25 protein-coding genes and 1 tRNA gene are annotated in these 25,223 nt (G+C 74.0%); 18 read left to right on the forward strand and 8 right to left on the reverse strand.

Translation table 11 applies throughout. From position 1 onward, the window contains the following. The first annotated feature begins 38 nt into the window (after positions 1-38). Together dinB and NWP09_RS00845 are read left to right on the forward strand one after the other, a co-directional pair. Positions 39-1,283, forward strand: coding sequence for a DNA polymerase IV (gene dinB, locus NWP09_RS00840; RefSeq protein ID WP_258273650.1), 1,245 nt, complete (start codon positions 39-41; stop codon positions 1,281-1,283). A gap of 7 nt (positions 1,284-1,290) precedes the next feature. Continuing rightward, a complete protein-coding gene (locus NWP09_RS00845) occupies positions 1,291-2,169 on the forward strand; it encodes an aminoglycoside phosphotransferase family protein (RefSeq protein WP_258273651.1) in 879 nt (292 codons plus the stop codon). A 3-nt stretch (positions 2,170-2,172) separates the two neighbouring features. Here NWP09_RS00845 and NWP09_RS00850 read toward each other — a convergent pair whose 3' ends face one another. Both NWP09_RS00850 and NWP09_RS00855 read right to left on the reverse strand, forming a co-directional pair. After that, positions 2,173-2,415, reverse strand: coding sequence for a PspC domain-containing protein (locus NWP09_RS00850; RefSeq protein ID WP_258273652.1), 243 nt, complete (start codon positions 2,413-2,415; stop codon positions 2,173-2,175). Between the two features lie 75 nt (positions 2,416-2,490). Beyond that, positions 2,491-2,576 (reverse strand) — tRNA-Leu (locus tag NWP09_RS00855). A 113-nt stretch (positions 2,577-2,689) separates the two neighbouring features. Here NWP09_RS00855 and NWP09_RS00860 point away from each other — a divergent pair. Genes NWP09_RS00860 through NWP09_RS00870 form a run of 3 tightly spaced genes read left to right on the forward strand, consistent with a single transcriptional unit; the run spans position 2,690 to position 6,106 of the window. Beyond that, positions 2,690-3,982 carry a M20/M25/M40 family metallo-hydrolase gene (locus NWP09_RS00860; protein ID WP_258273653.1) on the forward strand — a complete coding sequence of 431 codons (1,293 nt, stop codon included), beginning with the start codon at positions 2,690-2,692 and terminating at the stop codon, positions 3,980-3,982. Positions 3,983-4,007: 25 nt separating this feature from the next. After that, entirely contained in the window at positions 4,008-4,841 is an 834-nt protein-coding gene (locus NWP09_RS00865) for an undecaprenyl-diphosphate phosphatase (RefSeq protein WP_258273654.1), read from the forward strand. Between the two features lie 23 nt (positions 4,842-4,864). Then, a complete protein-coding gene (locus NWP09_RS00870; RefSeq protein WP_309137087.1) occupies positions 4,865-6,106 on the forward strand; it encodes a cysteine--1-D-myo-inosityl 2-amino-2-deoxy-alpha-D-glucopyranoside ligase in 1,242 nt (413 codons plus the stop codon). Positions 6,107-6,179: 73 nt separating this feature from the next. On the opposite strand, the gene NWP09_RS00875 is transcribed toward NWP09_RS00870, so the two are convergent. Further along, positions 6,180-7,109 carry a PAC2 family protein gene (locus NWP09_RS00875; RefSeq protein WP_258273656.1) on the reverse strand — a complete coding sequence of 310 codons (930 nt, stop codon included), beginning with the start codon at positions 7,107-7,109 and terminating at the stop codon, positions 6,180-6,182. A 57-nt stretch (positions 7,110-7,166) separates the two neighbouring features. On the opposite strand from NWP09_RS00875, the gene NWP09_RS00880 reads away from it, so the two are divergent. The 10 genes from NWP09_RS00880 to NWP09_RS00925 are packed head-to-tail and all read left to right on the forward strand — an operon-like array spanning position 7,167 to position 17,572. Further along, positions 7,167-7,853 carry an HAD family phosphatase gene (locus NWP09_RS00880; protein WP_258273657.1) on the forward strand — a complete coding sequence of 229 codons (687 nt, stop codon included), beginning with the start codon at positions 7,167-7,169 and terminating at the stop codon, positions 7,851-7,853. Further along, on the forward strand, positions 7,850-8,848 hold the full coding sequence (locus NWP09_RS00885; RefSeq protein ID WP_258273658.1) for a tRNA (adenine-N1)-methyltransferase: 999 nt from the start codon (positions 7,850-7,852) through the stop codon (positions 8,846-8,848). Before NWP09_RS00880 ends, NWP09_RS00885 begins: the two co-directional genes overlap by 4 nt. Positions 8,849-8,879: 31 nt before the next feature. Next, complete coding sequence (locus tag NWP09_RS00890; protein WP_258273659.1) at positions 8,880-9,860, forward strand: FKBP-type peptidyl-prolyl cis-trans isomerase; 981 nt, start codon at positions 8,880-8,882, stop codon at positions 9,858-9,860. A 13-nt stretch (positions 9,861-9,873) separates the two neighbouring features. Next, positions 9,874-10,902 carry a YafY family protein gene (locus NWP09_RS00895; RefSeq protein WP_258273660.1) on the forward strand — a complete coding sequence of 343 codons (1,029 nt, stop codon included), beginning with the start codon at positions 9,874-9,876 and terminating at the stop codon, positions 10,900-10,902. After that, complete coding sequence (locus NWP09_RS00900; protein ID WP_258273661.1) at positions 10,899-11,822, forward strand: YafY family protein; 924 nt, start codon at positions 10,899-10,901, stop codon at positions 11,820-11,822. The genes NWP09_RS00895 and NWP09_RS00900 overlap by 4 nt, the downstream gene beginning before the upstream one ends. A gap of 33 nt (positions 11,823-11,855) precedes the next feature. Further along, positions 11,856-12,059: a twin-arginine translocase TatA/TatE family subunit gene (locus tag NWP09_RS00905; protein ID WP_258273662.1), complete on the forward strand. Its 204-nt coding sequence runs from the start codon at positions 11,856-11,858 to the stop codon at positions 12,057-12,059. A 3-nt stretch (positions 12,060-12,062) separates the two neighbouring features. Further along, positions 12,063-12,854, forward strand: a complete 792-nt coding sequence (gene tatC, locus NWP09_RS00910) for a twin-arginine translocase subunit TatC (protein WP_258273663.1) — start codon at positions 12,063-12,065, stop codon at positions 12,852-12,854. A gap of 29 nt (positions 12,855-12,883) precedes the next feature. Further along, on the forward strand, positions 12,884-15,268 hold the full coding sequence (locus NWP09_RS00915) for an RNA helicase (RefSeq protein ID WP_258273674.1): 2,385 nt from the start codon (positions 12,884-12,886) through the stop codon (positions 15,266-15,268). Next, the gene (lnt, locus tag NWP09_RS00920; protein WP_258273664.1) at positions 15,265-16,851 is read left to right on the forward strand and encodes an apolipoprotein N-acyltransferase; all 1,587 of its coding nucleotides are present in this window, start codon (positions 15,265-15,267) and stop codon (positions 16,849-16,851) included. The genes NWP09_RS00915 and lnt overlap by 4 nt, the downstream gene beginning before the upstream one ends. After that, positions 16,844-17,572, forward strand: a complete 729-nt coding sequence (locus NWP09_RS00925; protein ID WP_258273665.1) for a glycosyltransferase — start codon at positions 16,844-16,846, stop codon at positions 17,570-17,572. Before lnt ends, NWP09_RS00925 begins: the two co-directional genes overlap by 8 nt. Before the next feature lie 12 nt (positions 17,573-17,584). Here the strand turns inward: NWP09_RS00925 and NWP09_RS00930 are convergent, their stop codons facing one another. The 3 genes from NWP09_RS00930 to NWP09_RS00940 are packed head-to-tail and all read right to left on the reverse strand — an operon-like array spanning position 17,585 to position 20,050. Next, entirely contained in the window at positions 17,585-18,331 is a 747-nt protein-coding gene (locus tag NWP09_RS00930; RefSeq protein WP_258273666.1) for a glycerophosphodiester phosphodiesterase, read from the reverse strand. Further along, entirely contained in the window at positions 18,328-19,569 is a 1,242-nt protein-coding gene (locus NWP09_RS00935) for an SPFH domain-containing protein (protein ID WP_258273667.1), read from the reverse strand. The genes NWP09_RS00930 and NWP09_RS00935 overlap by 4 nt, the downstream gene beginning before the upstream one ends. Before the next feature lie 22 nt (positions 19,570-19,591). Continuing rightward, the gene (locus NWP09_RS00940; RefSeq protein ID WP_258273668.1) at positions 19,592-20,050 is read right to left on the reverse strand and encodes an NfeD family protein; all 459 of its coding nucleotides are present in this window, start codon (positions 20,048-20,050) and stop codon (positions 19,592-19,594) included. 96 nt (positions 20,051-20,146) lie between these two features. Here NWP09_RS00940 and NWP09_RS00945 point away from each other — a divergent pair, with 96 nt between their 5' ends. Genes NWP09_RS00945 through NWP09_RS00955 form a run of 3 tightly spaced genes read left to right on the forward strand, consistent with a single transcriptional unit; the run spans position 20,147 to position 23,362 of the window. Then, positions 20,147-20,968: an SDR family oxidoreductase gene (locus NWP09_RS00945; RefSeq protein WP_258273669.1), complete on the forward strand. Its 822-nt coding sequence runs from the start codon at positions 20,147-20,149 to the stop codon at positions 20,966-20,968. Then, on the forward strand, positions 20,968-22,977 hold the full coding sequence (locus NWP09_RS00950) for a S9 family peptidase (RefSeq protein ID WP_258273670.1): 2,010 nt from the start codon (positions 20,968-20,970) through the stop codon (positions 22,975-22,977). The genes NWP09_RS00945 and NWP09_RS00950 overlap by 1 nt, the downstream gene beginning before the upstream one ends. Position 22,978: 1 nt before the next feature. Next, positions 22,979-23,362 carry a VOC family protein gene (locus NWP09_RS00955; RefSeq protein WP_258273671.1) on the forward strand — a complete coding sequence of 128 codons (384 nt, stop codon included), beginning with the start codon at positions 22,979-22,981 and terminating at the stop codon, positions 23,360-23,362. Here NWP09_RS00955 and NWP09_RS00960 read toward each other — a convergent pair. Both NWP09_RS00960 and NWP09_RS00965 read right to left on the reverse strand, forming a co-directional pair. Then, positions 23,359-24,414 (reverse strand): App1 family protein, encoded by a 1,056-nt coding sequence (locus NWP09_RS00960; protein WP_258273672.1) that lies wholly within the window; start codon positions 24,412-24,414, stop codon positions 23,359-23,361. The two genes, NWP09_RS00955 and NWP09_RS00960, sit on opposite strands and share 4 nt — an antisense overlap. Next, positions 24,411-25,223 (reverse strand): diacylglycerol kinase family protein (locus tag NWP09_RS00965; protein WP_258273673.1); only part of this gene is annotated, 813 nt, incomplete at its 5' end. The genes NWP09_RS00960 and NWP09_RS00965, both read right to left, overlap by 4 nt.

The raw sequence follows: 25,223 nt of genomic DNA on the forward strand, positions 1-25,223 counted from the left end.
CCCGCGGCGATGTCGGCCCCGCGTGGGACGATGGAGCCGTGAGCAAGCAGGACGGCTCGAACCGGCTCGTCTCGGGGCCGGAGGTGGACGATGCGACCGCGACGATCCTGCACGTCGACCTCGACGCGTTCTTCGCGTCCGCGTCGCTGCTCGCGCGGCCCGACCTCGTCGGCCTGCCGGTCGTGATCGGACACGAGTCCTCCCGGTCGGTCGTCACCGCCGCGACCTACGAGGCGCGCAGGTACGGCGTGCACTCCGCGATGCCGATGGGCAGGGCCATGCGCCTGTGCCCGAGCGCCATCGTGCTCGAGCCGGACTTCCACCTCTACTCGCGGCTGTCGAAGCAGGTGATGGCGATCCTCAACGACGTCTCGCCCGACGTCGAGCGGCTCGGCATCGACGAGGCGTTCGTCGGCATCGCGGGGGTCCGGCGCCTCTCCGGCGGCGCGAACCGCATCGGGCCCGCCCTGCGCGCGCGCATCCGCGAGGAGACCGGGCTCGTCGCGTCGGTCGGGGCGGCGGGCACCAAGCACGTCGCGAAGCTCGCGTCGTCGCGCGCGAAGCCCGACGGCCTGCTCGTGGTGCCCGACGAGCACGTGCTCGACTTCCTCCACCCGCAGCCCGCGAGCGCGATCTGGGGCGTCGGGCCGAAGCAGCAGGAGCGGCTCGCGCGCTACGGCCTGCGCACCGTCGGCGATGTCGCGCGCACGCCGCTCGAGCGGCTCGAGGCGTGGTTCGGCGAGGCGACCGGGCGCCACCTGCACGAGCTCGCGTGGGGCCGCGACCCGCGCGAGGTGCGCGAGCGCGGGCACGAGAAGACCTTCGGCCACAACCACACCTTCTTCCGCGACGTCACGGAGCGGAGCGAGCTGCACGGCGAGGTCCTGCGGCTCGCGACGGGCGTGGGACGACGGCTGCGCGACGCCGGCGTGCAGGCGCGCACGGTGACGCTCACGGTCCGCTTCCACGACTTCCGCACCATCACCAGGTCGAGGACCCTCCCGGAGGCGACCGATGTCACGCGCGTGCTCGTCGAGACCGCGTGGTCGCTGCTCGACGCCCTCGGGGAGCTGCCGCCCGTGCGGCTCCTGGGCGTGCGCGCGAGCTCCGTCCAGGACGCGGCGGACCACGGGCTGCTGTGGGACGACACCGAGACGTGGGGGAGCGCGGAGCGCGCGATGGACGCGGTGCACGACCGGTTCGGCGCCGCGGCCGTCGCGCCCGCGAGCATGCTGCGGCGTGAGCGCAAGCGCGACGACACCGGGCCCTCCGGCGGCGACTGAGCCCGCCGTGACCGAGCTGCCTGCGCCGCCGCGCATCGACGAGGCGCTCGTGCGCTCGCTCCTCGCCGACCAGTTCCCCGCATGGGCGGGCCTGCCCGTCCGCGCCGTGCGTCCCGGCGGCAACGACCACCGCGCCTTCCGGCTCGGGGATGCGCTCGCGGTCCGGCTCCCGAGCGCACCCGGGTACGTGCCGCAGGTCGCGAAGGAGCAGGCATGGCTGCCGCGCCTCGCGCAATCGGTGCCCCTGCCGATCCCGAGGGTGGTCGGCCACGGACTCCCGTCCGAGCGCTTCCCCGCGCCGTGGTCGGTGCTCGAGTGGCTCGAGGGGGAGCCGGCCTCGGCCGCGCGCATCGACGACGACTCGCGGTTCGCCGCCGACGTCGCGGGGTTCCTCGTGGCGCTGCGCGGCGCCGACACGGCCGGTGCGCCGCCGCCGGGGCCGCACAGCGCGTTCCGCGGCGCGCCCGTGGCGCACTGGGACGACGAGGTGCGCGACCTGCTCGCCCGCGTCGACGGCCATGAGCGCGACCGAGCGGCCGGGATCTGGCGCGACGCCCTCGCTGCGGCGGCTCCGTTCGCGGCTGCCTGGTTCCACGGCGACGTCGCGCTCGACAACCTGCTGGTGCGCGACGGCCGGCTGGCGGCCGTGATCGACTTCGGCTGCGCCGGCGTCGGCGACACCGCGTGCGACACCGTGCTGCTCTGGACGCGGCTCGAGGGCGCCGCGGCCGACGTCTACCGGCGCGAGCTCGCGCTCGATGAGGCGACGTGGGCGCGCGGCCGCGGCTGGGCGCTCTGGAAGGCGCTCATCCTGCTCGGCAACCGCCCCGCGGCGCAGGTCGCGCTCGGGCGCCGGACGCTCCGGGCGCTGCTCGATGCGCGCTGAGGCTCAGCGGCGCCCGAGCCAGCGCTCGAGCGGGATCGAGCCGCGCTGATCGGGCGTGAGCACCCACAGCACGAGGTACAGGCCCCAGCCCACCACGGGCAGGAGGAACAGCACGAGCGTCACGAGCCGCACGATCCACACGTTGATGCCGGTCCTGGCGGAGATGCCGCCGCAGATGCCGGCGAGCAGGCGCTGGGGGCCGCGGCGGAAGCCCGCACGGCGGATGGAGTCGAAGAAGGAGGCCATGCCGCACACGGTAGCCGCACGCGGCTGGAGAGGGAACGGGAAGAGGCCCGGAGCTGGAGCTCCGGGCCTCTCTCGTGCGCGAGGGGGGACTTGAACCCCCACGCCCTAATACGGGCACTAGCACCTCAAGCTAGCGCGTCTGCCAATTCCGCCACCCGCGCAGAGTGTCGGTTTCCCTTGCAGGACCGAGAAACGACTCTAGCACGCTCCGCGGACCTCCGATGACCACCCCGGGCGCGGCGGGCGAGCAGCGCGAGGAGGCTAGCCTTGGCTGGTGACCGAAGGCCTCTCCCGCACCGTGCAGCTCGCCAGGGACCTCATCCGCATCGACACCCAGAACTGGGGCGGGGGCCGCGCGACCGGTGAGGCGGATGCGGCGGCCTACGTGACCGCGGTGCTCGCGTCCATGGGCGTGGAGAGCCAGACCTTCGAGTCCGCACCCGGCCGGGCGAGCGTCGTCGCGCGCATCGAGGGGGAGGACCCGTCGCTGCCGCTCCTCGTCGTGCACGGCCACCTCGACGTGGTGCCCGCGGATGCGGCGGAGTGGAGCGTCGACCCCTTCGCGGGCGAGATCCGCGACGGGCTGCTCTGGGGACGCGGCGCGGTCGACATGAAGCAGATGGACGCGATGATCCTCGCCGCGCTCGAGCGCATCCTCACGAGCGGCCGCAGGCCCCGTCGCGGCCTCGTCGTCGCGTTCTTCGCCGACGAGGAGGCGGGCGGCGCCTACGGCGCGCAGTGGCTCGTGCGCACCCACCCCGAGCTGTTCGCCGGGGCGACGGAGGCGATCAGCGAGGTCGGCGGCTACTCGATCGAGGTCGCCGGCACGCGCGCCTACCTGCTGCAGACGGGGGAGAAGGCCCTGCAGTGGATCCTGCTGCGCGCGCGCGGCACCGCCGCCCACGGCTCCCAGCACATGCGCGACAACGCCGTGACGAAGCTCGCGGCCGCCGTCGCGGCGGTCGGCGCGCACGAGTTCCCCGTCGAGCTCACCGACACGACGCGCGAGCTCGTCGCCCGCATCGCAGACCTCCTCGGCGTCGACGACGACGATCCCGACGCGGTCGCCGAGCGCACCGGCACCGTCTCGCGGTTCCTGCGCTCGAGCCTGCGCCACACCGCGAACCCGACGATGCTCGAGGCGGGCTACAAGCACAACGTCATCCCCTCGGTCGCCGAGGCGCGCATCGACGTGCGCCCGCTGCCCGGGCGGGAGCGGGAGGCGATCGACGCGATCCGCGCGCTCGTGGGCGACGACATCGAGGTCGAGCTCGTGCACGGCGACGTCGGCATCGAGCACCCGTTCGGCGGCGCGCTCGTCGAGGCGATGGCCGCGTCGCTCGGCCGCTTCGACCCCGACGCGCCCGTGCTGCCGTACATGCTCTCCGGGGGCACCGACAACAAGTCGCTCTCGGAGCTCGGCATCGCCGGCTACGGCTTCGCGCCGCTGCGGCTCTCGCCCGACCTCGACTTCGCCGCGATGTTCCACGGCGTCGACGAGCGGGTGCCGCTCGACGCGCTGGACTTCGGCACCGACGTGCTCGAAGACCTGCTGCTGACGTACTGACCTCCCGCCTACCGACCAGGGGACCATGGACTGGCTGATCGCGATCGTGCTCGGAGCGCTGCAGGGCGCCACCGAGTTCCTGCCCATCTCGTCGAGCGCGCACCTGCGCATCGCGGGCGAGCTGCTGCCGGGAGCGGAGGACCCGGGCGCGACGTTCACCGCGATCACCCAGATCGGCACCGAGCTCGCGGTCGTCCTCTTCTTCTGGCGCGACATCTCGCGCATCATCGGCAAGTGGTTCGGCTCCTTCACCGGCAGGGTCGGGAAGTACGACCCCGACGTGAAGATGGGCTGGCTCGTGATCATCGGCACCGTGCCGATCGCGATCGCCGGCGTCGTCGCGCAGGACCTCATCCGCGATCAGTGGCGCAGCCTGTGGATCACCGCGACCGTGCTCATCGCCTTCGGCATCGTCCTCGGCCTCGCCGACATGCTCGGCCGCCGCGTCAAGACGCTCGAGACGACGACCTACCCCGACGGCATCCTCATCGGCCTCGCCCAGATGCTCGCGCTCATCCCCGGCGTCTCCCGCTCGGGCGCGACGACGAGCATGGGCCGCGCCCTCGGCTACGAGCGGCCCGCGGCCGCGAAGTACGCCTTCTTCCTCGCGGTGCCGGCCGTGTTCGGCGCGGGCTTCTACGAGACCGCGCAGGCGATCGCCGAGCCGTCGTCGGTCGGGCTCGGCTGGGGCCCGACGATCGCGGCGACGGTCGTGGCGTTCGTCGTGGGCCTCGCGGTCATCAAGTTCCTGATGGACTGGATCTCGCGGCGCAGCTTCCTGCCGTTCGTGCTCTACCGGATCGCGCTCGGCGCCGCGCTCCTCATCGCCCTCTCCGCCGGCTGGATCGAGGCCCTCTGATGCGGTCGTGGGAGCGTCCCGCGGTGCCCTCGCTCGCCGCGCTCGGGCACGGCACGGCCGAGCGGCCGAGCGTGCACGACGTGCGCCGCGACGGCCGTGCCGTCCTGCCGACGGGGCCCGTCGCATCCATGTACACGTGCGGCATCACCCCCTACGACGCGACGCACCTCGGCCACGCGTTCACCTACCTCGCCTTCGACACGCTCACGCGCGTGTGGCTCGACGCGGGACTCGAGGTGCGCACGGCGATGAACTCGACCGACGTCGACGACCCGCTCCTCGAGCGCGCCGCGCGCGACGGGGTCGACTGGCGCGAGCTCGCGCAGTCGCAGCAGCAGCTCTTCCGCGACGACATGGCGGCGCTGCGCATCCTCCCGCCCGACTCGTGGGTCGCCGTCACCGAGCGGATCGCGCCGATCGCCGACGCGGTGCGGCGGATGCTCGACACCGGCGACGCGTACGCGCTGCCGGTCGAGGGCGACGAGGGCCGCGTCGACGTGCTCTTCGACACCACGCGGCAGCGGCAGTTCCGCATGGGCGCCGGCAGCCGCACCGACGACGCCGAGATGCTCGAGCTCACGCGCGAGTTCGGCGGCGACCCCGACCGGCCGGGCAAGCGCTCGCCGCTCGACCCGCTGCTGTGGCGCGCCGAGCGGCCGGGGGAGCCCGCGTGGGAGTCGCCGCTCGGGCGCGGCCGCCCCGGCTGGCACGTCGAGTGCACGGTCATCGCGATGGCCGAGCTCGGCGCCCCGTTCACGGTCGCGGCCGGCGGGCGCGACCTGCGCTTCCCGCACCAGGAGATGCAGGGCCACCACGCGCTCGCGCTCGGCGCTCCCATGTTCAGCGAGGCGCGGCTCAACGCCGGGCTCGTCGCCTTCGAGGGCGAGAAGATGTCGAAGTCGCGGGGCAACCTCGTGCTGGTCTCGCGGCTGCGGGAGCAGGGCGCGCGCCCCGCGGCGCTGCGGCTCGCGCTCCTCGACCACCACTGGCGCGAGGACTGGGAGTGGACGGCGCCGCAGCTCGCTCGCGCCGAGGCTCGGCTCGACCGCTGGCTCGCGTGGGCGGCGACGCCCCCGGACGACCCGTCGCTCGACGACAGCGTCGTGCCGTGGCTGCGGGTCACGCTCCACGACGACCTCAACACGCCGGCCGCCCTGCAGGCCGTCGACGCGTTCATCGAGCGCGCCCCCGCCGACGAGGGCAGCCTCGCGGCGATCGACGCGCTGCTCGGCATCGACCTCCGCTCGCGCGCGGTGGAGCTGTAGGCAGCGGCCCGCGCAGGCCCGTCCGGGACCCGTCGCCGAGGCCCGTCCCGGACCCCGGTCGTCGCGCAGCGGCTCACACCGGCGGCGCGTCGTCCCCCTCGTCGCGCTGCGGCTCCTGCCGCGGGCGGCGGTTCTGGTCGCGCAGGAACCGCTCGAACTCGTGCGCGATCGCCTCGCCCGACGCCTCGGGGCTCTCTGCCGCGTCGCGCTGCTCCTCGAGCTTGCCGATGTACGCGCGCATGTCGTCGTCGCGCTCGGTGATCTCGTCGATGCCGCGCTCCCACTCGCCCGACTGCTCGGGCAGGTCGCCGAGCGGGATCGTCACGTCGACCATCTCCGAGAGCCGGTCGAGCAGCGCGATGACCGCTTTCGGCGCGGGGGCGTTGTGCACGTAGTGGGGCACGGATGCCCACAGGGACGCGGTCTGGATGCCCGCGTCCTGCGCGGCGAGCGAGAGCACCGTCATGATGCCGGTCGGTCCCTCGTACTCGCTCCGCAGCACGCCCAGGCGCGCCTGGAGCTCGGGGCTGTCGCTCGAGATCGACGTCGCGATCGGCCGCGTGTGCGGCACGTCGGCGAGCATCGCGCCCACGAAGACGATCGCGTCGATCTCGCAGCCGCGCGCGATCTCGAGGAACTCGGCGGCGTACGCGGCCCAGTTGCGGCTCGGCTCGGCGCCGACGAGCGCGAACAGCTCCCCCTCGTTGCCCGAGGAGACGTCAAGGCCCGCGTCGGCGGCGAGCGGCTTCCGCTCCGACGGCCGCGTGGGGGCGTAGGCGATCGTCGACGGCCACTGCAGCGCGCGCGTGCCGTCGTCGAGCGTCCGCACGACCGGGCGGTGCATCGCGAAGTCGACGTACTCGTCGGGCTCGATCTCGTCGAACGCCTCGAGCTCGCACGCCTCCACGAGCCGCCGCACCGCGGTGCTCGCGGCATCGCCCGCGTCGGTCCAGCCCTCGAAGGCGACGACCATGATGCGGCCCTCGATCGGTCCTCGCGCCACGCGTGGCACCTCCTCACGTCGGACGCCCACTCTAGTCTCGCCGACTAGGCTGGCGCGGTGACCCCACCCGCCTCCCGGCCGATCGGCGCCGTGCTCTTCGACCTCGACGGCACCCTCGTCGACACCGAGCCCGCGTGGATGGCGGCGGAGGCCCGGCTCGCGGCCGACCACGGCATCGAGTGGACGGCGGCCGACGCGGAGGCGCTCGTCGGGGTCGACCTGTGGGACGGCGCAGCGCACTTCATCGCGCGCGGCGTGCCGATGGAGCCGGACGCCGTCGTCGAGCGGCTCGTCGGCGAGGTGCTCGACTGGATGGACGACGCGCTGCCCGCGCGACCGGGCGCGCTCGAGCTGCTCGCCGCCCTCCGCGACGACGCCGTGCCCGTCGCGCTCGTGACGATGTCGACCCGCGCGATCGTCGACCGGGTCGAGGGGGCGCTCGCGCGCGCCCTCGGCGGCTCGCCCTTCACCGCGACCGTCGCGGGCGACGAGTGCGAGCGCGGCAAGCCGCATCCCGAGCCGTACCTGCGCGGGCTCGAGCTGCTCGGCGTCGACGCCGCGGACGCGATCGCGATCGAGGACTCCCGCACCGGCGCGGCGAGCGCCCTCGCCGCGGGGCTCACGACCATCGGCGTGCCGCACGCGGTCGACGTCTCGACCGTGCCGGGGGTCGTGCACTGGCCCTCGCTCTCAGGCCGCACGCCGGCCGACCTCGCCGAGGAGATCAGGAGGGCCCGCGCATGATGGGCAGGACCGGGCCGTTCCAGTGGGGCGACGTCGTGCAGCTGACGGGGCCGAAGCAGCGCCTGCACACGATCGTGCTCGGCGAGGGCAAGCACTTCCACTCGCAGCACGGCGCGCTCGCCCACGAGGCCATGGTCGGGCTCGACGACGGCTCGCTCGTGCACGTCGGCGAGGCGCCGTACCTCGCCATCCGCCCGCTGCTGCACGACTACGTCATGTCGATGCCGCGGGGCGCCGCCATCATCTACCCCAAGGACGCCGCGCACATCGTCGGCTTCGCGGACATCCACCCCGACCTCACCGTCGTCGAGGCCGGAGTCGGCTCGGGCGCCCTGTCGCTGTGGCTGCTGCGCGCGCTGCACGGCACCGGCCGGCTCGTGTCGTTCGAGCGCCGCGATGAGTTCCGCGACGTCGCCGAGGCGAACGTGACGGGGTTCTTCGGCGAGCGGCCCGCGAACTGGGAGACGGTGCTCGGCGACCTCGCGGAGGCGCTGCCCGAGCACGTCGGCGCGGGCGAGGCCGATCGGGTGCTGCTCGACATGCTCGCGCCGTGGGAGTGCGTCGACGCGACCGCGACCGCGCTGCGGCCGGGAGGCCTCGTGCTCTGCTACGTCGCGACCGTCACGCAGCTGAGCCGCACGGTCGAGGCGATCCGCGCCGACGGGCGCTTCACCGCGCCCGTCTCGAGCGAGACGCTCGTGCGCGGCTGGCACGTCGAGGGCCTCGCGGTGCGCCCCGACCACCGGATGGTCGCGCACACCGGGTTCCTCATGACCGCGCGGCGCGTCGCCGACGGCGTCGACCTGCCCTCGTTCCGCCGCCGCGCTGCGAAGGCGGACTTCGCCGACGCCGACATCGAGGCGTGGACCCCCGGCGCGCTCGGCGACCGCACGCCGAGCGACAAGCGGCTGCGCCGCGCCGCGCGCGACGCGAGGCGCCAGGCGGAGGCGATCACCGGCGGTGCCGGGGAGCCCGCGCCGCCGCAGATAGACTGACCGCGTTCCCACGACCCGGAAAGGCACCGCTGTGCGCACTCGCCCCCTCTCGATCGCCGCGCTGCTCGTGGCAGCCGCCGGCCTCACCGCGTGCCAGGCGCCCGCGGGCAGCCTCGACGGCTGCACGCCCCTGCTGCAGCCGGGTGCCGCGACCGACCAGGTGAGCGTCGACGCGTCGGCCGAGGTGCCGGAAGCGACCTTCGAGATCCCGCTGGTGAGCGACGGCGCGCAGGCGCAGGTGCACGGCGGCGCCGGCGAGCGCGCCGAGGAGGGCGCGACCGTCGACGCGGACTACATCGTCTACTCCGGCAAGACGGGGGACATCATCACGACCTCGTACGCGGTCGACGGCTCGCCCGCGAGGCCCTCGAACGCGCTCCGGGTCGCCGCTGGAGCCGAGTCGGTCCTCGCGCAGGCGGTCGAGTGCGCCGCCCCCGGCAGCCGCGTCGTGCTCACCACGACCATCGGCGAGGTGTACGGCCCCGCCGCCTCGTCGGAAGCACTCGACCTCACTCCCGCCGACACCGCCGTCGTCGTCCTCGGCGTGAGCGACGTGCGCCCCGGCCGCGCCGAGGGCAACCCGAAGCCGGGCCAGCAGGGCATGCCGGCGATCGCGCTCGCGCCGAACGGCCAGCCCGGCGTCACGTTCCCCGGCTCGCCCGCACCGGCCGAGCTCACGGTGATGCAGAGCATCGAGGGCACCGGCCCGGAGGTCGCCGAGGGCGACACCGTGCTGCTCCACTACACCGGCATCATCTGGGAGACGGAGGAGGTGTTCGACTCCTCGTGGGAGAAGGGCAGCCCCACCGAGATGACGATCGACGACGCGAACCTCATCCCGGGCTTCGTCGACGCGGTCGTCGGCCAGCCGGTCGGCAGCCAGGTCGTCGTGTCGATCCCGCAGGAGCTCGGCTACGCCGACCCGGCGACGCGCCCCGCGTCGATCGGGGAGGGTCAGCACCTGCTGTTCGTCATCGACATCCTCGACCGGGTCGAGCCCGCCGCCGAGTGACGGCCACGCGCTGATGGCGAGGATCGAGGCGGAGGAGCGGCAGTTCTCGCTGCTGCTCGCCCTCGTCGACGCGCGCGCCGGGTTCACGAAGCACGAGCTCTTCGAGCGGGTCGCGGGCTACCAGGGCCAGCCGCCCGGCGATGCGCTCGAGCGCATGTTCGAGCGCGACAAGGATGCGCTGCGGGAGCTCGGGATCGTCATCGACGTCGTGCAGCCGCCCGGCGACGACAGCAACCAGCAGGCGCGCTACCGAGTGCTCGACGGCGTGCTCGGCGACCCCGCCGAGCTGCAGTTCGACGCGGAGGAGCGCGAGCTGCTGGACCTCGCGCTGCGCGTGTGGCACGAGGGAGGCCTCACCGAGGAGGCGCAGCGCGCGGCGCTCAAGCTGCGAGCCGACCCCGAGTTCCGCGGCGGCCTGCCGCTCGAGCGCACGCCCGGGCGCACCGAGGAGCCCGCGGCGGCCGAGGTCATCCGGGCGCGGCAGCGCCCACGGGAGAGCGCGTTCCAGGCGCTCAAGCGCGCCGCCGACCGGGGCCGGGAGGTCGTGTTCGACTACTTGAAGCCCGGCGAGCGCGCGCCGCGCACGCGCACGGTGCAGCCCTGGGCGACCGTGCTGTTCCGCGGCCGGTGGATGCTCGTCGGGTACGACCTGGGAGCCGAGGACTCCCGCACCTTCCTCATGCAGCGGATCGTCTCGCCCGTCAAGGACCGCGCCGCGCGCACGCCGTTCGAGGTGCCCGCGGACGCGGCGAGCGGCGCGCTCGCGAAGCTCGAGGAGATCTGGGCGATGGCGACCGTCGGCGTGCTCGCGGTGCCCGGCAGCGACGCCGACATCCGGCTGCGGCACCGGCCCGGCACCACCGAGGAGGACGGCGTGCTCGTCATCCACCACGCCGACCGCCACCTGCTCGCCGACGAGCTCGCGGCGTTCGGCGCCGACGTCGACGTGCTCTGGCCCGAGGAGCAGCGGCACCTCGTGCGGGTTCGGCTCGAGCGCATCCGCGACGTGCATGCCGATCCGGCGGCGGGGGAGGCGGCGTGAGCGCGACGCGCGTGGAGCGCGGCATCGGCCTGCTGCTCTCCCTCATCCAGTACGTCACCGCCTCGGGCACCGCGACGGTCGCCGAGGCCGCCGCGCACTTCGGGGTCGACGAGGACCGCATCCGCGAGGCCGTGCGCCGCGTGTTCATGTCCGGCGTCCCCGACGGCGCGGGCGACTTCATCCGCTTCGACATCGACTTCGACGCGTTCGAGGACGACGACGTCATCTCGGTCACGATGCGCCCCGCGTTCGAGGACGAGACGCTCCGGCTCTCGCCGCGCGAGGCGAGCGCGCTCATCGCGGGCCTGTCGCTCGTCGCCGGCTACACGGGCGCTGCGCCCGAGCGCGTCGAGGCGCTGCAGGCCAAGCTCCGCCGCGCCGCGTCGCGGGGCGCTGACACCGTCGCCGTGGAGCGCCTCGAGGCCCCGAGAGCGGCCCAGCTCGTGCGCGACGCGATCCGCGCGCGCACCGTGCTCGAGATCGGCTACCGCAAGCCGGGAGCCGGCTCGCAGCTGCGCCGCGTCGCGCCGCGCCGCCTCGAGCTGCGCGAGGGGCAGGTCTTCCTCGTCGGGTTCGACCTCGACCGCCAGGACGCGCGCACCTTCCGGCTCGACCGCGTGGAGTCGATCGCGCCGATCGAGGTCGAGTGGCCTGCCGCGATGCCCGAGCTCGAGCGGCCGATCGCCGGCACCGCGCAGATCGTCGCGACGCCCGCGGCCGCGGCGCTCCTCGCCGACTACGCGACGAGCGAGCCGGTCGAGGTCGACGGCGAGCGCGTGCGGCTCGACATCGAGCTCTGGAGCGAGGCGAGCGTGCTGAGCGCCGTCGCCGCGTGCGGCGGCGACGCCGAGATCGTCGCGCCCGCGAGCCTGCGGCAGGCGATGCACCGCTTCGCAGCGGCTGCGCTCGGCGACCGGTAGGATGGCACGGACGAGAACTCGCGGAGGGCGATCATGGGCTTCTGGAACAATGCGGCATCGCATTGGTGGATCATCCTCATCATCGTGGTGCTCGTCTTCGGCGCTGCGAAGCTGCCCGCCCTCGCGCGCAGCATCGGCCAGTCGGTCAACATCCTCAAGCAGGAGGTGAAGCGCGACGGCTCCGAGCCCGCCGCGACCGAGACCGACGAGCAGGCCTCCGGCAGCGACCGGAAGTAGCCGATGGCCCGCGAGGGGCGGACGCAGAATCCCGAGGCCCGGATGCGGCTCGCGGGGCACCTGCGCGAGTTCAAGCGCCGGTTCCTCATCTCGGGGCTCGCGTTCGTGGCCGCCGCGATCGGGGGCTTCTTCCTCGCGGCTCCGCTCCTCCAGCTGCTGAGCTCGCCGCTCGACGAGCTGCAGGCGCAGGGGCTGCCCGTGGAGCTCAACGTCACGAACATCACGCAGGCGCTCGACGTGCAGATGCGCATCGCGTTCTTCCTCGGGCTCGTGCTGTCGAGCCCGGTGTGGATCTGGCAGCTGCTCGCCTTCGTCGTGCCGGCGCTGCGCGGCATCGAGCGCCGCTACGTCTTCGGCTTCATCGCCTCCGCCGTGCCCCTCTTCGTCGCGGGGTGCGCGACCGGCTGGTTCATCCTGCCGCGCATCATCCGGCTCTTCGTCGGCTTCACCCCGCAGGGCTTCACGGCCTTCCTCGGCGCCTCCGACTACTGGGACTTCTCGCTCAAGCTCGTCTTCGCCGTCGGCGTCGCGTACGTGCTGCCCGTCATCGTCGTCTTCCTCAACCTCGCGGGCGTCATCTCCGGGCGCTCGATCCTCCACGGATGGCGCTGGGCGGTGCTCGCCGCCACCCTCTTCGGCGCGTTCGTCACGCCCGCGGGCGAGGTGCTGAGCATGTTCATCATCGCCGTGCCGATGGTCGTGCTGTACTTCGCGGCCGCGGGCATCGCGATCCTCGTCGACCGCCGGCGCGCGAAGCGCGCGCTCGAGCTTTCCGGCACCGAGGCGACCGCGTGAGCATCGCGACCGAGGCCTTCGCGCGATCCATGCCCTTCGGCCTCGACCCGTTCCAGCGCGAGGCGTGCGAGGCGCTCGAATCGGGCTCGAGCGTGCTCGTCGCGGCCCCCACGGGCGCCGGCAAGACCGTCGTCGCGGAGTTCGCGATCCGCATGACGATGGAGGCCCCGACCGGCCGCGTCTTCTACACGACGCCCATGAAGGCGCTCTCGAACCAGAAGCACCGCGAGCTCACCGAGGTCTACGGCGCCGCATCCGTGGGCCTCCTCACGGGCGACACGTCGATCAACGGGGACGCCCGCATCGTCGTGATGACGACCGAGGTGCTGCGCAACATGCTCTACGAGGGGCGCGACCTCTCGCAGCTCGAGCACGTGGTGATGGACGAGGTGCACTACCTCGCCGACCGCTTCCGCGGCGCGGTGTGGGAGGAGGTCATCATCCACCTCCCGCGCCACGTGCGGCTCGTCTCCCTCTCGGCGACCGTGTCGAACGCCGAGGAGTTCGGCGCGTGGCTCGACGCCGTGCGCGGCGACACGCGCGTGATCGTGAGCGAGCACCGGCCCGTGCCGCTCGACGCGCACGTCCACATCCGCGGACGGCTCGTCGACCTGTTCGACTCGAAGGCGGGGGAGGAGACGCACCGCCCGGGTCGCGAGCTCCTCGAGCTCGCGCGCGGCACCGATCTCGACGACTCCGCCGCCCACGGCCACCGCGACCGCGGCGGGCACAACCGCTACCGGTCGCGGCGGCCGCCGAAGGGCGGCTCCCGGCCCGGCCGGCCCGGGGGCTTCCCGGCGCGCGTGGATCGCGTCGCGCTCATCGGCATGCTCGACGAGCGCGCGATGCTGCCGGCGATCGACTTCATCTTCTCGAGGGCCGGATGCGACGCGGCCGTCCAGCAGGTCGTCGCGGGCGGGGTGCGGCTCACGACGCCCGAGGACCGCGCCGAGATCCGCGCGATCGTCGACGAGCGCACGCGGCTGCTCGACGACGCCGACCTCGCGGTGCTCGGCTACTGGGACTGGCGCGACGGCCTCGAGCGGGGCGTCGCGGCGCACCACGCGGGGCTACTGCCGGTCTTCAAGGAGGTCGTCGAGGAGCTCTTCCGTGCCCGGCTGCTGAAGGTCGTGTTCGCGACGGAGACGCTCGCGCTCGGCATCAACATGCCGGCGCGCACCGTCGTGCTCGAGCAGCTCGAGAAGTTCAACGGCGAGGCGCGCGTGCGCATCACGCCGGGCGAGTACACGCAGCTCACGGGCCGGGCGGGCCGCCGCGGCATCGACACCGAGGGGCACGCCGTCGTCATCTGGAACGGCAAGCTGCAGCCGGTGGAGGTCGCCTCGCTCGCGTCGCGCCGCACCTACCCGCTGCACTCGAGCTTCCGGCCCACCTACAACATGGCCGTCAACCTCGTCGACCGCCTGGGCGTCGTCGGCACGCGCGAGGTGCTCGAGACGTCGTTCGCCCAGTTCCAGGCCGATCGCTCCGTCGTGCAGCTCGCACGGCGGGTCGTCGACCAGCGCGCGAGCCTGGCCGGTTACGAGGAGTCGATGCGCTGCCACCTCGGCGACTTCGCCGAGTACGCGCAGCTGCGGCGCGAGGTGAGCGACCTCGAGCAGGAGGGCGCCCGCGCGGGGCTCAGCCACGGCGAGCACGACCGGCTCCAGAGGCAGCTGCAGGGCGTGCGCCGGCGCATGCGCGCCCACCCGTGCCACGCGTGCCCCGAGCGCGAGCAGCACGCGCGCTGGGGCGAGCGCTACTGGCGCCTGCGCCGCGACATCGAGAGGGCGGAGCGGCAGATCGACCGCCGCACGGGCCAGATCGCCGAGCGCTTCGACCGCATCATCGAGATCCTCCGCGAGCTCGACTACCTCGAGACCGGGGACGACGGCCACGAGCGCGTCACGGGCGCAGGCGACATGCTCCGCCGCATCTACGGCGAGCGCGACCTGCTGACGGCCGAGTGCCTGCGCCGGGGGCTGTGGAGCTCGCTCGACGCGCCGGGCCTCGCCGCGATGGCGTGCGCGCTCGTCTTCGAGGGCCGCCGCGACGAGGGCATGCTCCCCGATCGGATGCTCCCGAAGGGCCCGTTCCTCGACGCGCTCGACGCGACGCAGCGCCTCTGGGCGCAGCTCGACGAGCTCGAGCAGGCGCACCGGCTGCCCGGCTCGATCCCGCTGCAGACGGGGATCACCCTCGCGATGCACCGCTGGGCGCGCGGCTACCCGCTCGAGGGCGTGCTCGCCGACACCGACCTCGCCGCCGGCGACTTCGTGCGCTGGACGAAGCAGACGATCGACGTGCTCGAGCAGCTCGGCGACGTCGCGCCCAAGCGGCTGCGCCGCACGGCCGACGAGGCCGTCGAGCGGATCCGGCGCGGCGTCGTCGAGGCGTCGGGGTCGGCGCTGTGACCGCGGTGCAGGCTCCCGCACCCGCCCCGCCGCGGGGCCGCTCCCGCGCGCGGAGCGCGCTCGCGACCCCCTACGCGTGGGCGGCCGCGATCGCCGCGGGGGCGATCATGCCGCTCGCGTTCGAGCCGGTCGGCTGGTGGCCGGTCATCGTGCCGGCCGTGGGCCTCGCGCTCGTCGCGCTCCGCGGGCGCTCCCTCGGGCAGGCGTTCGGCATGGGGTTCGCGACGGGCGCGCTCTTCTTCCTGCTCCACATCCAGTGGATCACCGTCTACCTCGGCCCCGTGCCACTCGTGGCCCTCAGCGCGTGGATGGCGACGTGGTGGGGGCTCGGCGGCATCGCGCTCGCGCTCGCGTGGCGCTGGGGCGAGGCACGCATGCAGGGTCCGCTCGGCGCGTTCCTCGGCATGCCGGCGCTGCTCGGCGCGACCTGGGCCGCCCGCGAGACGCTCTCGTCGACCGTGCCCTGGGGCGGGTTCGCGTGGGGCCGGCTCGCCCACTCGCAGGCCGCGAGCCCCCTCGCCGACACCACGAGCTGGGTGGGCTTCTCTGGCCTGACGTTCCTCCTCGCCGCCGCCTCGGCGCTCGTCGTGCAGCTCGTGCTGCACCGCCGGACGATGCTCCGCCGCCGGCTCACGATCGGCGCGGCCGCGCTCATCCTGCTCGTCGCCATCCCGCAGTTCCCGATCGCGAGCCACGGCGCGCTGCGCGTCGGCGCCGTGCAGGGCGACAGCGAGGCGGGGCTCCTCGCCCCGCGGGTGCCCGGCGAGATCCTGCGGCAGCACCTCGACGCGACCCGCGCGCTCGAGGGGGAGGAGCTCGACCTGCTCGTGTGGCCCGAGAACGCGGCCGAGTGGTACGCCGACGAGTCACCGACGACCATGGCGGCCCTCGACCGCGTCGCGAGCGGCTTCCATGCGCCGCTCGTGACCGGCACGATCACGCGCGACGGGGACGACACCTACAACGCCCTGCTGCAGATCGAGCCCGGCGAGGGCGCCGTGGCGGAGTACCGCAAGCGGCACCCGGTGCCGTTCGCGGAGTACCTGCCGCAGCGCGAGCTCTTCGCCCCGATCCTCGACGCGCTCGGCTTCCTGCAGTACATCCCGCGGGACTACTCGATCGATCCGACGAGCGCGAACGCGTTCGACGTCGCCGGCACGGTCGCCGGCCTCGCGATCTGCTTCGACATCATCGACGACACGCTCGCGCGCGAGATGGTGCTCGAGCACGGCGCCGAGGTCATCCTCGCGCCCACGAACAACGCCGACTTCGGCGAGGGCTCCGCCGAGAACGTGCAGCAGCTCGCGATCGCGCAGCTCCGCGCCGTCGAGGCGGGCCGCGCGCTCGTGAACATCTCGACCGTCGGCACGAGCGCGATGATCGCTCCCGACGGCACGATGCTCGACCGGCTGCCGCAGTACGAGCCGGGCGCGATGCTCGAGGAGCTGCCCCTGTCGACGACCGTGACGCCGGGGCTGCGTCTGGGAGCATGGATCGACCTCGCGCTCGTCATCGGCGCGGCGCTCGCGCTCGCGGGCCTCGGGGTCGCACGGATCGCACGGACGAGGAGAGCGGATGCCTGACGTCATGATCGTCGTGCCGACGTACAACGAGGTCGACGGGCTCGAGCGCACCGTCGGGCGGCTGCGGCAGTCGGTGCCGCACGCCGAGCTCCTCATCGTCGACGACGGCAGCCCCGACGGCACGGGCGAGCTCGCCGACAGCCTCGCGAAGCGCGACGCCGGCACGCTCGTCATCCACCGGGCCGAGCGCGGCTACCGCTCGGCCGTCGTCGAGGGGATGCGCTTCGCGATGTCGCGCGGCGCCACCCGGGTGGTCGTCACGGACGCCGACGGCTCGTACGACGCCGACGACCTGCCCGAGCTGCTCGCGGTGTCGGCGGAGGGCGTCGACCTCGTGATCGGCTCGCGCTTCGTCGAGGGCAGCGACGTGCGCAACATGGGCGTGCGGCGGCGCATCGCGGCGCGCGTCGGCAACGTCTACGCGCGCCGGATGCTGCAGACCGACGTGCAGGACCTCACGAGCTCCCTGCGCGTCTACCGCACGCGCATCCTCGAGCGGATCGACCTCGACGCCATCCAGGTCGACGCGTACGCGTTCCAGGTGGCGATGGCCGTGCGCGTCGCGCAGGCGGGCGGCACGATCGCGGAGGTGCCGATCCACTTCATCGAGCGCGCGACGGGCAGCTCGAAGATGCGGCTCGCCGAGGAGCTCGGCACCGTCGGCGCGGTCACGAAGTGGTCGCTCTCGGGCGTGCGCGCGCTCCCGAAGCCGCCCCGCTGACCGCCCGGAGGCTCAGCGGGGGAGGAGCGGCAGCGCGAGGTCGCAGCGGTCGGTGACGAGGCCGTCGACGCCGAGCGCGAGGAGCTCGCGCATCTCGTCGGGGTCGTTGATCGTCCACGCGTGCACCTCGACGCCCGCGGCGTGGAAGGCGCGGACGCTCCGCTCAGTGACGATCTCGACGCCCCGGTGGCGCCGCGGCACCTGCAGCGCGACGACGGGCTCGAGGATGCGCCGGAGCGGGCCCGCGAGGCCCATGCGCTGCGCGACGAGCGCCCGCGCCACGATCGACTGGGACGCACTCGTCGCGACGCCCGGCAGGAGCGTCGCCGCCTGCCGTCGGCGCCGCTCGGAGAACGAGGTGAGCAGCACCCGGTCGGTCGCCTTCGCCTCGACGACCGCGCGCACCGTCGGCACGACCGCGGCATCCGTCTTGAGGTCGATGTTCCAGCGCGCGTCGGTGAGCGCGAGCAGCGCCTCGCGGAGGCCCGGCACCCGTTCGCCCTGGCCGACGTCGATGCGTTGCAGGTCCTGCCACAGCGTCGCCTCGATCACGACGTCGCGCCCGGCGACGCGGTCGAGGGACGGGTCGTGCGCGAGCACCGCGACGCCGTCGGCCGTCGCGTGCACGTCGGTCTCGAGGAACGTCGCGCCCGCGTCGACCGCTGCGACGAACGCGAGCATCGTGTTCTCGGGCGCCGCGAGCGCGAGCCCCCGATGCGCGAGCACGCGCGGCGGGGCCGGCTCGAGGTAGTCGCTCACGCCTGGGGCGGCCTGCTGTCGCCGGGGGCGCCCTGCTCGCCGTCGGGGACCTCGTCCGCGGCCTGCCGCGCGGCCTCGACGGCGTCGGTGTAGTCGGCGCTCGGCGTCTCGTCGGCGAGCGACGTGGAGGAGGAGACCGTGCCGGCCGCGCCCGCGCCGCGCGGGTCGATGCCGCTCGCCTCGAGCGTCTCGGCGATCGTCGGCACGTCGACGTCGCTCACCGAGTCCGCCTGGAAGGTCTCGTCGAGGATCGACGGCTCGGCCGCCTCGTCCGAGCGCTGCCGGCCCTTCCGGAACGGCACCTCCGCACGGCCCTCGAAGAAGCCGCGGCCGACGCCCTGCAGCGCGTCGGTGAGCTCCGAGGGGATGATCCACAGCTTGTTCGCGTCGCCCTCGGCGAGCTTCGGCAGCGTCTGCAGGTACTGGTATGCGAGCAGCTTGTCGTCCGCGTCGCCCTCGTGGATCGCGGCGAAGACGCGCTCGATCGCCTCCGACTCGCCCTTCGCGAGCAGGACCTGCGCCTCCGCGTCGCCCTTCGCGCGCAGCACCTGCGCCTTCGCCTGGCCCTCGGCCCGCAGGATCTCCGACTGGCGCAGGCCCTCGGCCTCGAGGATCTGCGACTGCTTCGAGCCCTCGGCGGTGAGGATGGCGGCGCGCCGGTCGCGCTCGGCGCGCATCTGCTTCTCCATCGAGTCCTGGATCGAGTGGGGCGGGTCGATCGCCTTGAGCTCGACGCGGCCCACGCGCAGGCCCCACTTGCCGGTCGCCTGGTCGAGCACGTTGCGCAGCTGGCCGTTGATCGTGTCGCGGCTCGTGAGCGCCTCCTCGAGGTTCATGCCGCCGACGACGTTGCGGAGCGTCGTGGTCGTGAGCTGCTCGACGGCCGAGAGGTAGTCGGCGATCTCGTAGGTCGCGGCGCGGGCGTCGGTGACCTGGAAGTAGACGACCGTGTCGATCGAGACGACGAGGTTGTCCTCGGTGATGACCGGCTGCGGCGGGAAGGAGCGCACCTGCTCGCGCATGTCGACGTGGTAGGCGACGCGGTCGATGAACGGCACGAGGAAGTTCAGGCCCGGCTGCAGCACGCGGTGGAAGCGGCCGAGGCGCTCGACGACGCCGGTGAAGCCCTGCTTGATGATGCGGATCGACCGGAAGAGCGTGACGAGCACGAACAGGACGACGAGGGCGACGAGCACGAGCACGAAGGCTCCGAGGATGAATCCTCCGTCGATCGGCATGGGGGCTCCTTGGTATCGCGGGTTATCGCTGGGCGGGGACGACGAGGGCGGTCGCCCCCTCGATGGCGGTGACGACGATCCGCTCGCCCACGTCGGGGTCGCGGGGCTGCACGGCGGGGGAGAGGCGGGCGGTCCACACGTCGCCGTTCGCGAGGGTGACCTCGCCCGCACCGCGCTCGAACGTGCGCGTGACCTCGCCGGCCATGCCGATCAGGGCGTCGACGCCCTGCAGGTTCACCTCGCCCGACTCGTGCAGGCGCTGCAGCAGCTTCGGCCGCACGAGGAAGAGCAGCAGCAGGGCCGCGCCCGCCGCGATGAGCACCTGCGCCCACACGGGCAGCCCCGTGATGCTCGAGACGAGCCCGGCGACCGAGGCCATGCCGATCATGAGGAACGTGAACTCGAGCGTGACCATCTCGACGATGAAGCAGATGAGCGCGACGACGAGCCACACGATCCACGCGTACTGAGCCAGGTCCACGGGCACAGCATATTGAGCGGATGCGGCGGATGGGCCAGGCGCGCACGCTCGGCGGGATCGGCGCAGTAGGGTCGAGCCGAGAAGAAGGAGTGCTCTGTGCCCAACGCCGACGCGTCGAATCCCGATCACACCCCCGAGGACGCCGCGCCGCTCGCGCCCGGGTCGCTCGCCGGGCGCACCGCCCTCGTCACCGGCTCGAGCCGCGGCATCGGCGCCGCGACCGTCGAGCTGCTCGCCGCCGCGGGCGCCGACGTGGTGGTCAACTACCGCGCGAAGGCCCCCCGCGCCGAGAGGGTCGCCGCCGCCGCCGAGGCGCGCGGCGTCCAGGCGCTCGCCGTGCAGGCAGATCTCACCGATCCCGAGAGCGTCGCGGCGATGTTCCGCGCCGCCGAGGAGCGCTTCGGCGGCCTCGACATCCTCGTGATGAACGCGTCCGGCGGCATGGAGAGCGGCATGGGCGAGGACTACGCCATGCGGCTCAACCGCGACGCGCAGGTGCACCTGCTGGACGCGGCGCTGCCGGTGCTGCGCGACGGCGCGCGCGTCGTGTTCGTCACGAGCCACCAGGCGCACTTCATCCGCACGACCCCGACGATGCCGGAGTACGAGCCGGTCGCGCGCTCGAAGCGCGCCGGCGAGGACGCCCTGCGTGAGCGCATCCCCGCCCTCGCCGAGCGGGGCATCGAGCTCGTCGTCGTGTCGGGCGACATGATCGAGGGCACGATCACCGCGACGCTGCTCGAGCGCGCGAACCCGGGCGCGATCGCCGGGCGCCGCGAGGAGGCGGGTCGCCTCTACAACGTCGAGGAGTTCGCGCGCGAGGTGGCCCTCGCGGCCGTCGAGCCCGTCCCGGCCGACAGCACGCGCCTCGTCGGCGACATCACGGGCTTCGGCGAGGCGGAAGGGACCGGGGCCTGATGCGCGCGGAGGACATCGAGCACCTCGTCTCGCTCTCGCGGCCCGCCGTCGACCCGCAGGGGCGCTGGGCGATCGTCGCGTCGAGCCGGCCGAGCCTGCGCGCGAACCGCAACGTGGGCCAGCTCTGGCGCGTGTCGCTCGCCGACGGCTCGAGGCGGCGCATCACCGGCGGCGTCGCCGACCGCGCGCCGCAGCTCACGCCGAGCGGCGAGGTCGTCCTGTTCCTGCGCGACGACGCGAAGGAGAAGGCCCAGATCTGGGCGATGCCGGTCGACGGGGGCGAGCCCGTCCAGGCGACCGACCAGCCCGGCGGCGTGCAGGCGTTCCGCGTCTCGCCCGACGGCTCCCGCGTCGCGTTCACCGCGACCGTCGTCGAGCCCGGCCGCTACGGCAGCGTCGAGGGGGTGAGCGCCGCGCAGGAGTCGCCGCGGCTCATCACCCGCAACCGCAACCTCGCGAACGGCGTCGGCAGCCTCGTCGGCCGGCACACGCACGTGTTCGTCGCCGACCTCCCCGACGTCGGAGCCGAGCCGCGCTACGAGCGCGCCGCCCATCCGCACGACGCGCCGGGCACGCGCGACGACGCGCCGCTCGCGCCCCCGGCGCGGCAGCTCACCCACGGCGAGTTCGACCACTCGGCGCCCGTGTTCTCGGTCGACGGCAGCCGCGTGCTGTGCGTCACCGCCCGCCACGACTCGCGCGACGACGACCTGCTGAACGCCGTCGTCGAGCTCGACGCCGAGGTCGAGCACGGCGAGCCGCACATCATCCTCTCCTCCCGCGCCGGCCTCTCGGTCGCCGAGGTGCAGCCGACGCCCGACGGGGGCTTCGTGCTGCTCGCGCAGCACATGGGCGAGTCGGGCCGCGACTTCGTCGCCCGCAGCACGCAGCTGTTCGTGCTCGAGCGGCCCGGCGCGCGCCCGGAGGAGGTCACCGACCCCGACGCCGTCGACCTCGGCGAGCAGGGCAGCCACGCGACGGTCGTCGACGACGGGGTGCTCGTGCAGGAGCGCTCCCGCGGGCGCAACCGCCTCGTGCACGTCACCGGCGGCGGCTCCCGCGAGCTCATCGGCGGCGACCTCGAGGTCATCGGGCACGGCGTCGGCGAGGGCGTCACCGTCGCGACCGTCGCGACGCCCACCTCGGCCGGCGAGGTCGCGGTGCTCGACGACCGCGGCGTGACCGTGCTCACCGACTTCGGCGCAGCGCTGCAGGCCGCGGGCCTCGTCGCGCCGGTCGAGCACGAGATCGTGGGCCGCGACGGCCGGAAGGTGCACGGCTGGGTGTGGGTGCCCGAGGGGGAGGGGCCGCACCCGGTGCTCCTCAACATCCACGGCGGCCCGTTCGCGCAGTACGGCGTCGGCGTCTTCGACGAGGCCCAGGTCGCGGTCGCGGCGGGCTACGCCGTCGTGCAGTGCAACCCGCGCGGCTCCGCCGGCTACGGGCGCGCGCACGGCGCCGCGATCAAGGAGGCGATGGGCACCGTCGACATGGCCGACGTGCTCGACTTCCTCGACGGGGCGATCGACGCGCATCCCGAGCTCGACCGGGAGCGGCTCGGCATCATGGGCGGCTCGTACGGCGGCTACCTGACGGCGTGGATCATCGCGCACGAGCACCGCTTCGCGGCGGCGATCGTCGAGCGCGGCTTCCTCGACCCCGAGACGTTCATGGGCACGAGCGACATCGGCTGGTTCTTCGGCGGCGAGTACACGGGCTCCGACGTGGATGCGGTGCGGGCGCAGAGCCCGATGGCGCGCGTCGCCGACGTGCGGACCCCGACCCTCGTCGTGCACTCGGAGCAGGACTGGCGGTGCCCGCCCGAGCAGGCGCAGCGCTACTGGGCAGCGCTCAAGCGGCAGGGCGTCGAGACGGCGCTCCTGCTGTTCCCCGGCGAGAACCACGAGCTCACCCGCTCGGGGCAGCCGCGCCACCGCGTCGAGCGGTTCGAGCACGTGCTGCGCTGGTGGGCGAAGCACCTCCCCACCGCGCAGAACCACGGGAGCTGACATGATCGGCGACAGCCCGCTCGTCCAGGTCGCGCAGCGCGCGACCGATCTCGAGCGCGCGGCGGCGTTCTACGCCGCGCTGCTCGACGTGCCCGTCGCGGCGACCTTCGACCCGCCGGGACTCGCGTTCCTCGTCCTCGGCGACACGCGGCTCCTGCTCGATCGCGGAGCGCCGTCGGCGCTGCTCTACTTCGCCGTCGACGACCTCGAGGGACGCGTCGAGCGGCTCCGGTCATCCGGGGTCGAGATCGTGACGGAGCCGCACACGATCTTCGAGCACGACGACGACACCCTCGGCCCGGCGGGGTCGGCCGAGCGGATGGCGTTCGTGCGCGACAGCGAGGGCAACACCGTCGCGCTCGTCCAGCACCGCCCGCGCGACTAGGTCATCGGCGCGCCCGCCGCGGCGACGGCGAGCAGCACGCGATCCCGTGAGGGCGCGTCGAGCAGGTCGAGCTCGTGCGCGATGCGCGCTGCCTCGTCGTAGCCGGAGAAGAAGCGGATCCCCGCGGCCTCGAGCTCCGCGCGCGCCTCGCCCGCGACCTCGACGACCTCGTGGATGAGCACCGCGACGCCGTGCGTGCCGCCCATGCGCAGCATCTCGGCGCCCACCTGGGGGTCGGCCTGACCGCTGTCGCCGATGAAGATGAAGCGGCACTCGGGGAACAGGGCGCGCTCGCGCTCGAAGTTCTGCAGCTTGCGCGCCTGGATCGACTTCTTCGTGAACAGGTTGAGCAGCGAGCCGCCGAGCACCGAGTGCGGGGGCAGGCCGAGCCCCGCGAGGCCGTTGCGCGTGTACTGCTCGATGAGGCCCTTCGGGCCCTCGGGCCGCGCGGTGACGAACGTGAGGTCGCCGGGCCGCGAGGGCTGCGCCGCGCGGCCCTCGTCGAGCTCGATGAGCAGCTCGACGACGCCGGGGTAGATGCTGCCGCGCGGGAAGCGCGTCTCGTGCAGCATCGCGCGCACGGTGTCGTCGATGTCGCACAGGATGCGCAGGTCGTGCGAGGGCGCGTCGGCGGCCTCGGCGGCGATGTGCGCGAGCACCGCGTCGCGGTCGGCGGGGGTGAGGCGCTCGTACACGACGTGCTCGAGGTCGTGCCGGTCGCCCGTGGAGTTCAGCAGGTACTTCATGTCGCGGAACGGCTCGCCGGTGAGCGAGAGCAGGCACGAGCGGATGCCGTGGGAGACGACCGGGTCGGGCGAGAGCTCGCGCAGCGCGTGCACGACCCGCGCGCGCATGCGCGGGCGGAGCTCGGCGACGCGCTCGACGCAGAGCAGCTGCACGAGCTCGCGCCGCTCCTCGCGGCGGAAGAGCCCCGTGACGAGGGTGCCGGCGATCGCCTTGACCGTGCGGTCGAGGTCGAGCTGGCCGAGCACGGCCTCGAGCCGTCCGGGCGGGGTCGTGCGCAGCTTCTCGAGCGCCTCGCGAGGGTTCACGCCTCCGATCCTCGCACCCGCACGCTGAGCGTCGCTCGATCCACGCGAGCGTCGACCCGGCTCGCGAGGCCCGCCGCGTCGCCGTCGATCTGCACGGGGAGCGGGCCGTCCACCTCGCCGAGCGTGACCCGGCCCACGGTGCGGTGCCGCAGCACGCCCTCGGCGCGCGCGATGCCGGCGCCGGCAGCGGCGATGCGTCCCCAGTGCGCGAGGTGGCGGGGGCTCACGGTCGCGACGTGCAGCTGCCCGTCGTCGAGTCGCGTGCCGGGCAGCACCTCGAGGCCCGCGGGGATGCGGGCCGCGTTGTGCACGAGCACGCTCCACGCGTGCGCGGTCTCGACCGGCCCGCCGTCGAAGCGGCCGCGCACGGCGAAGCTCGGGTGCCCGAGGCGGCCGAGGCCCGCCGCGATGTAGGAGCCCCAGCCGAGCCGCCGCTTCGCGAGCAGCGAGGCGGCCTCGACCGCGCGGGCGTCGTGACCCACCCCGACGACGACGAGGAACGGCTGCTCGGCCTCGCGCTCGCCGCCCGGGCGGGTCAGCACGACGCGGCCCAGGTCGACGAGCGCCGTACTCCCCGCGACCGCGATGCGGGCGGCGGCGCGCGGGTCGCGCAGCGGCAGCGCGAGGTTCCGCGCGAAGAGGTTGGCGGTGCCCGCGGGCATCACGCCGAGCGGCACCCGGGTGCCGGCGAGCGCGCCCGCGACGCCGCGCACCGTGCCGTCGCCGCCGATGGCGACGACCGCATCCGCCCCCGACTCGAGCGCCTCGCGAGCCTGCGGCCCTCCGGTCGCGCTCGGGGTCGTCGGCAT

The organism is Agrococcus sp. HG114 (assembly GCF_024723325.1).
GTDB lineage: Bacteria > Actinomycetota > Actinomycetes > Actinomycetales > Microbacteriaceae > Agrococcus.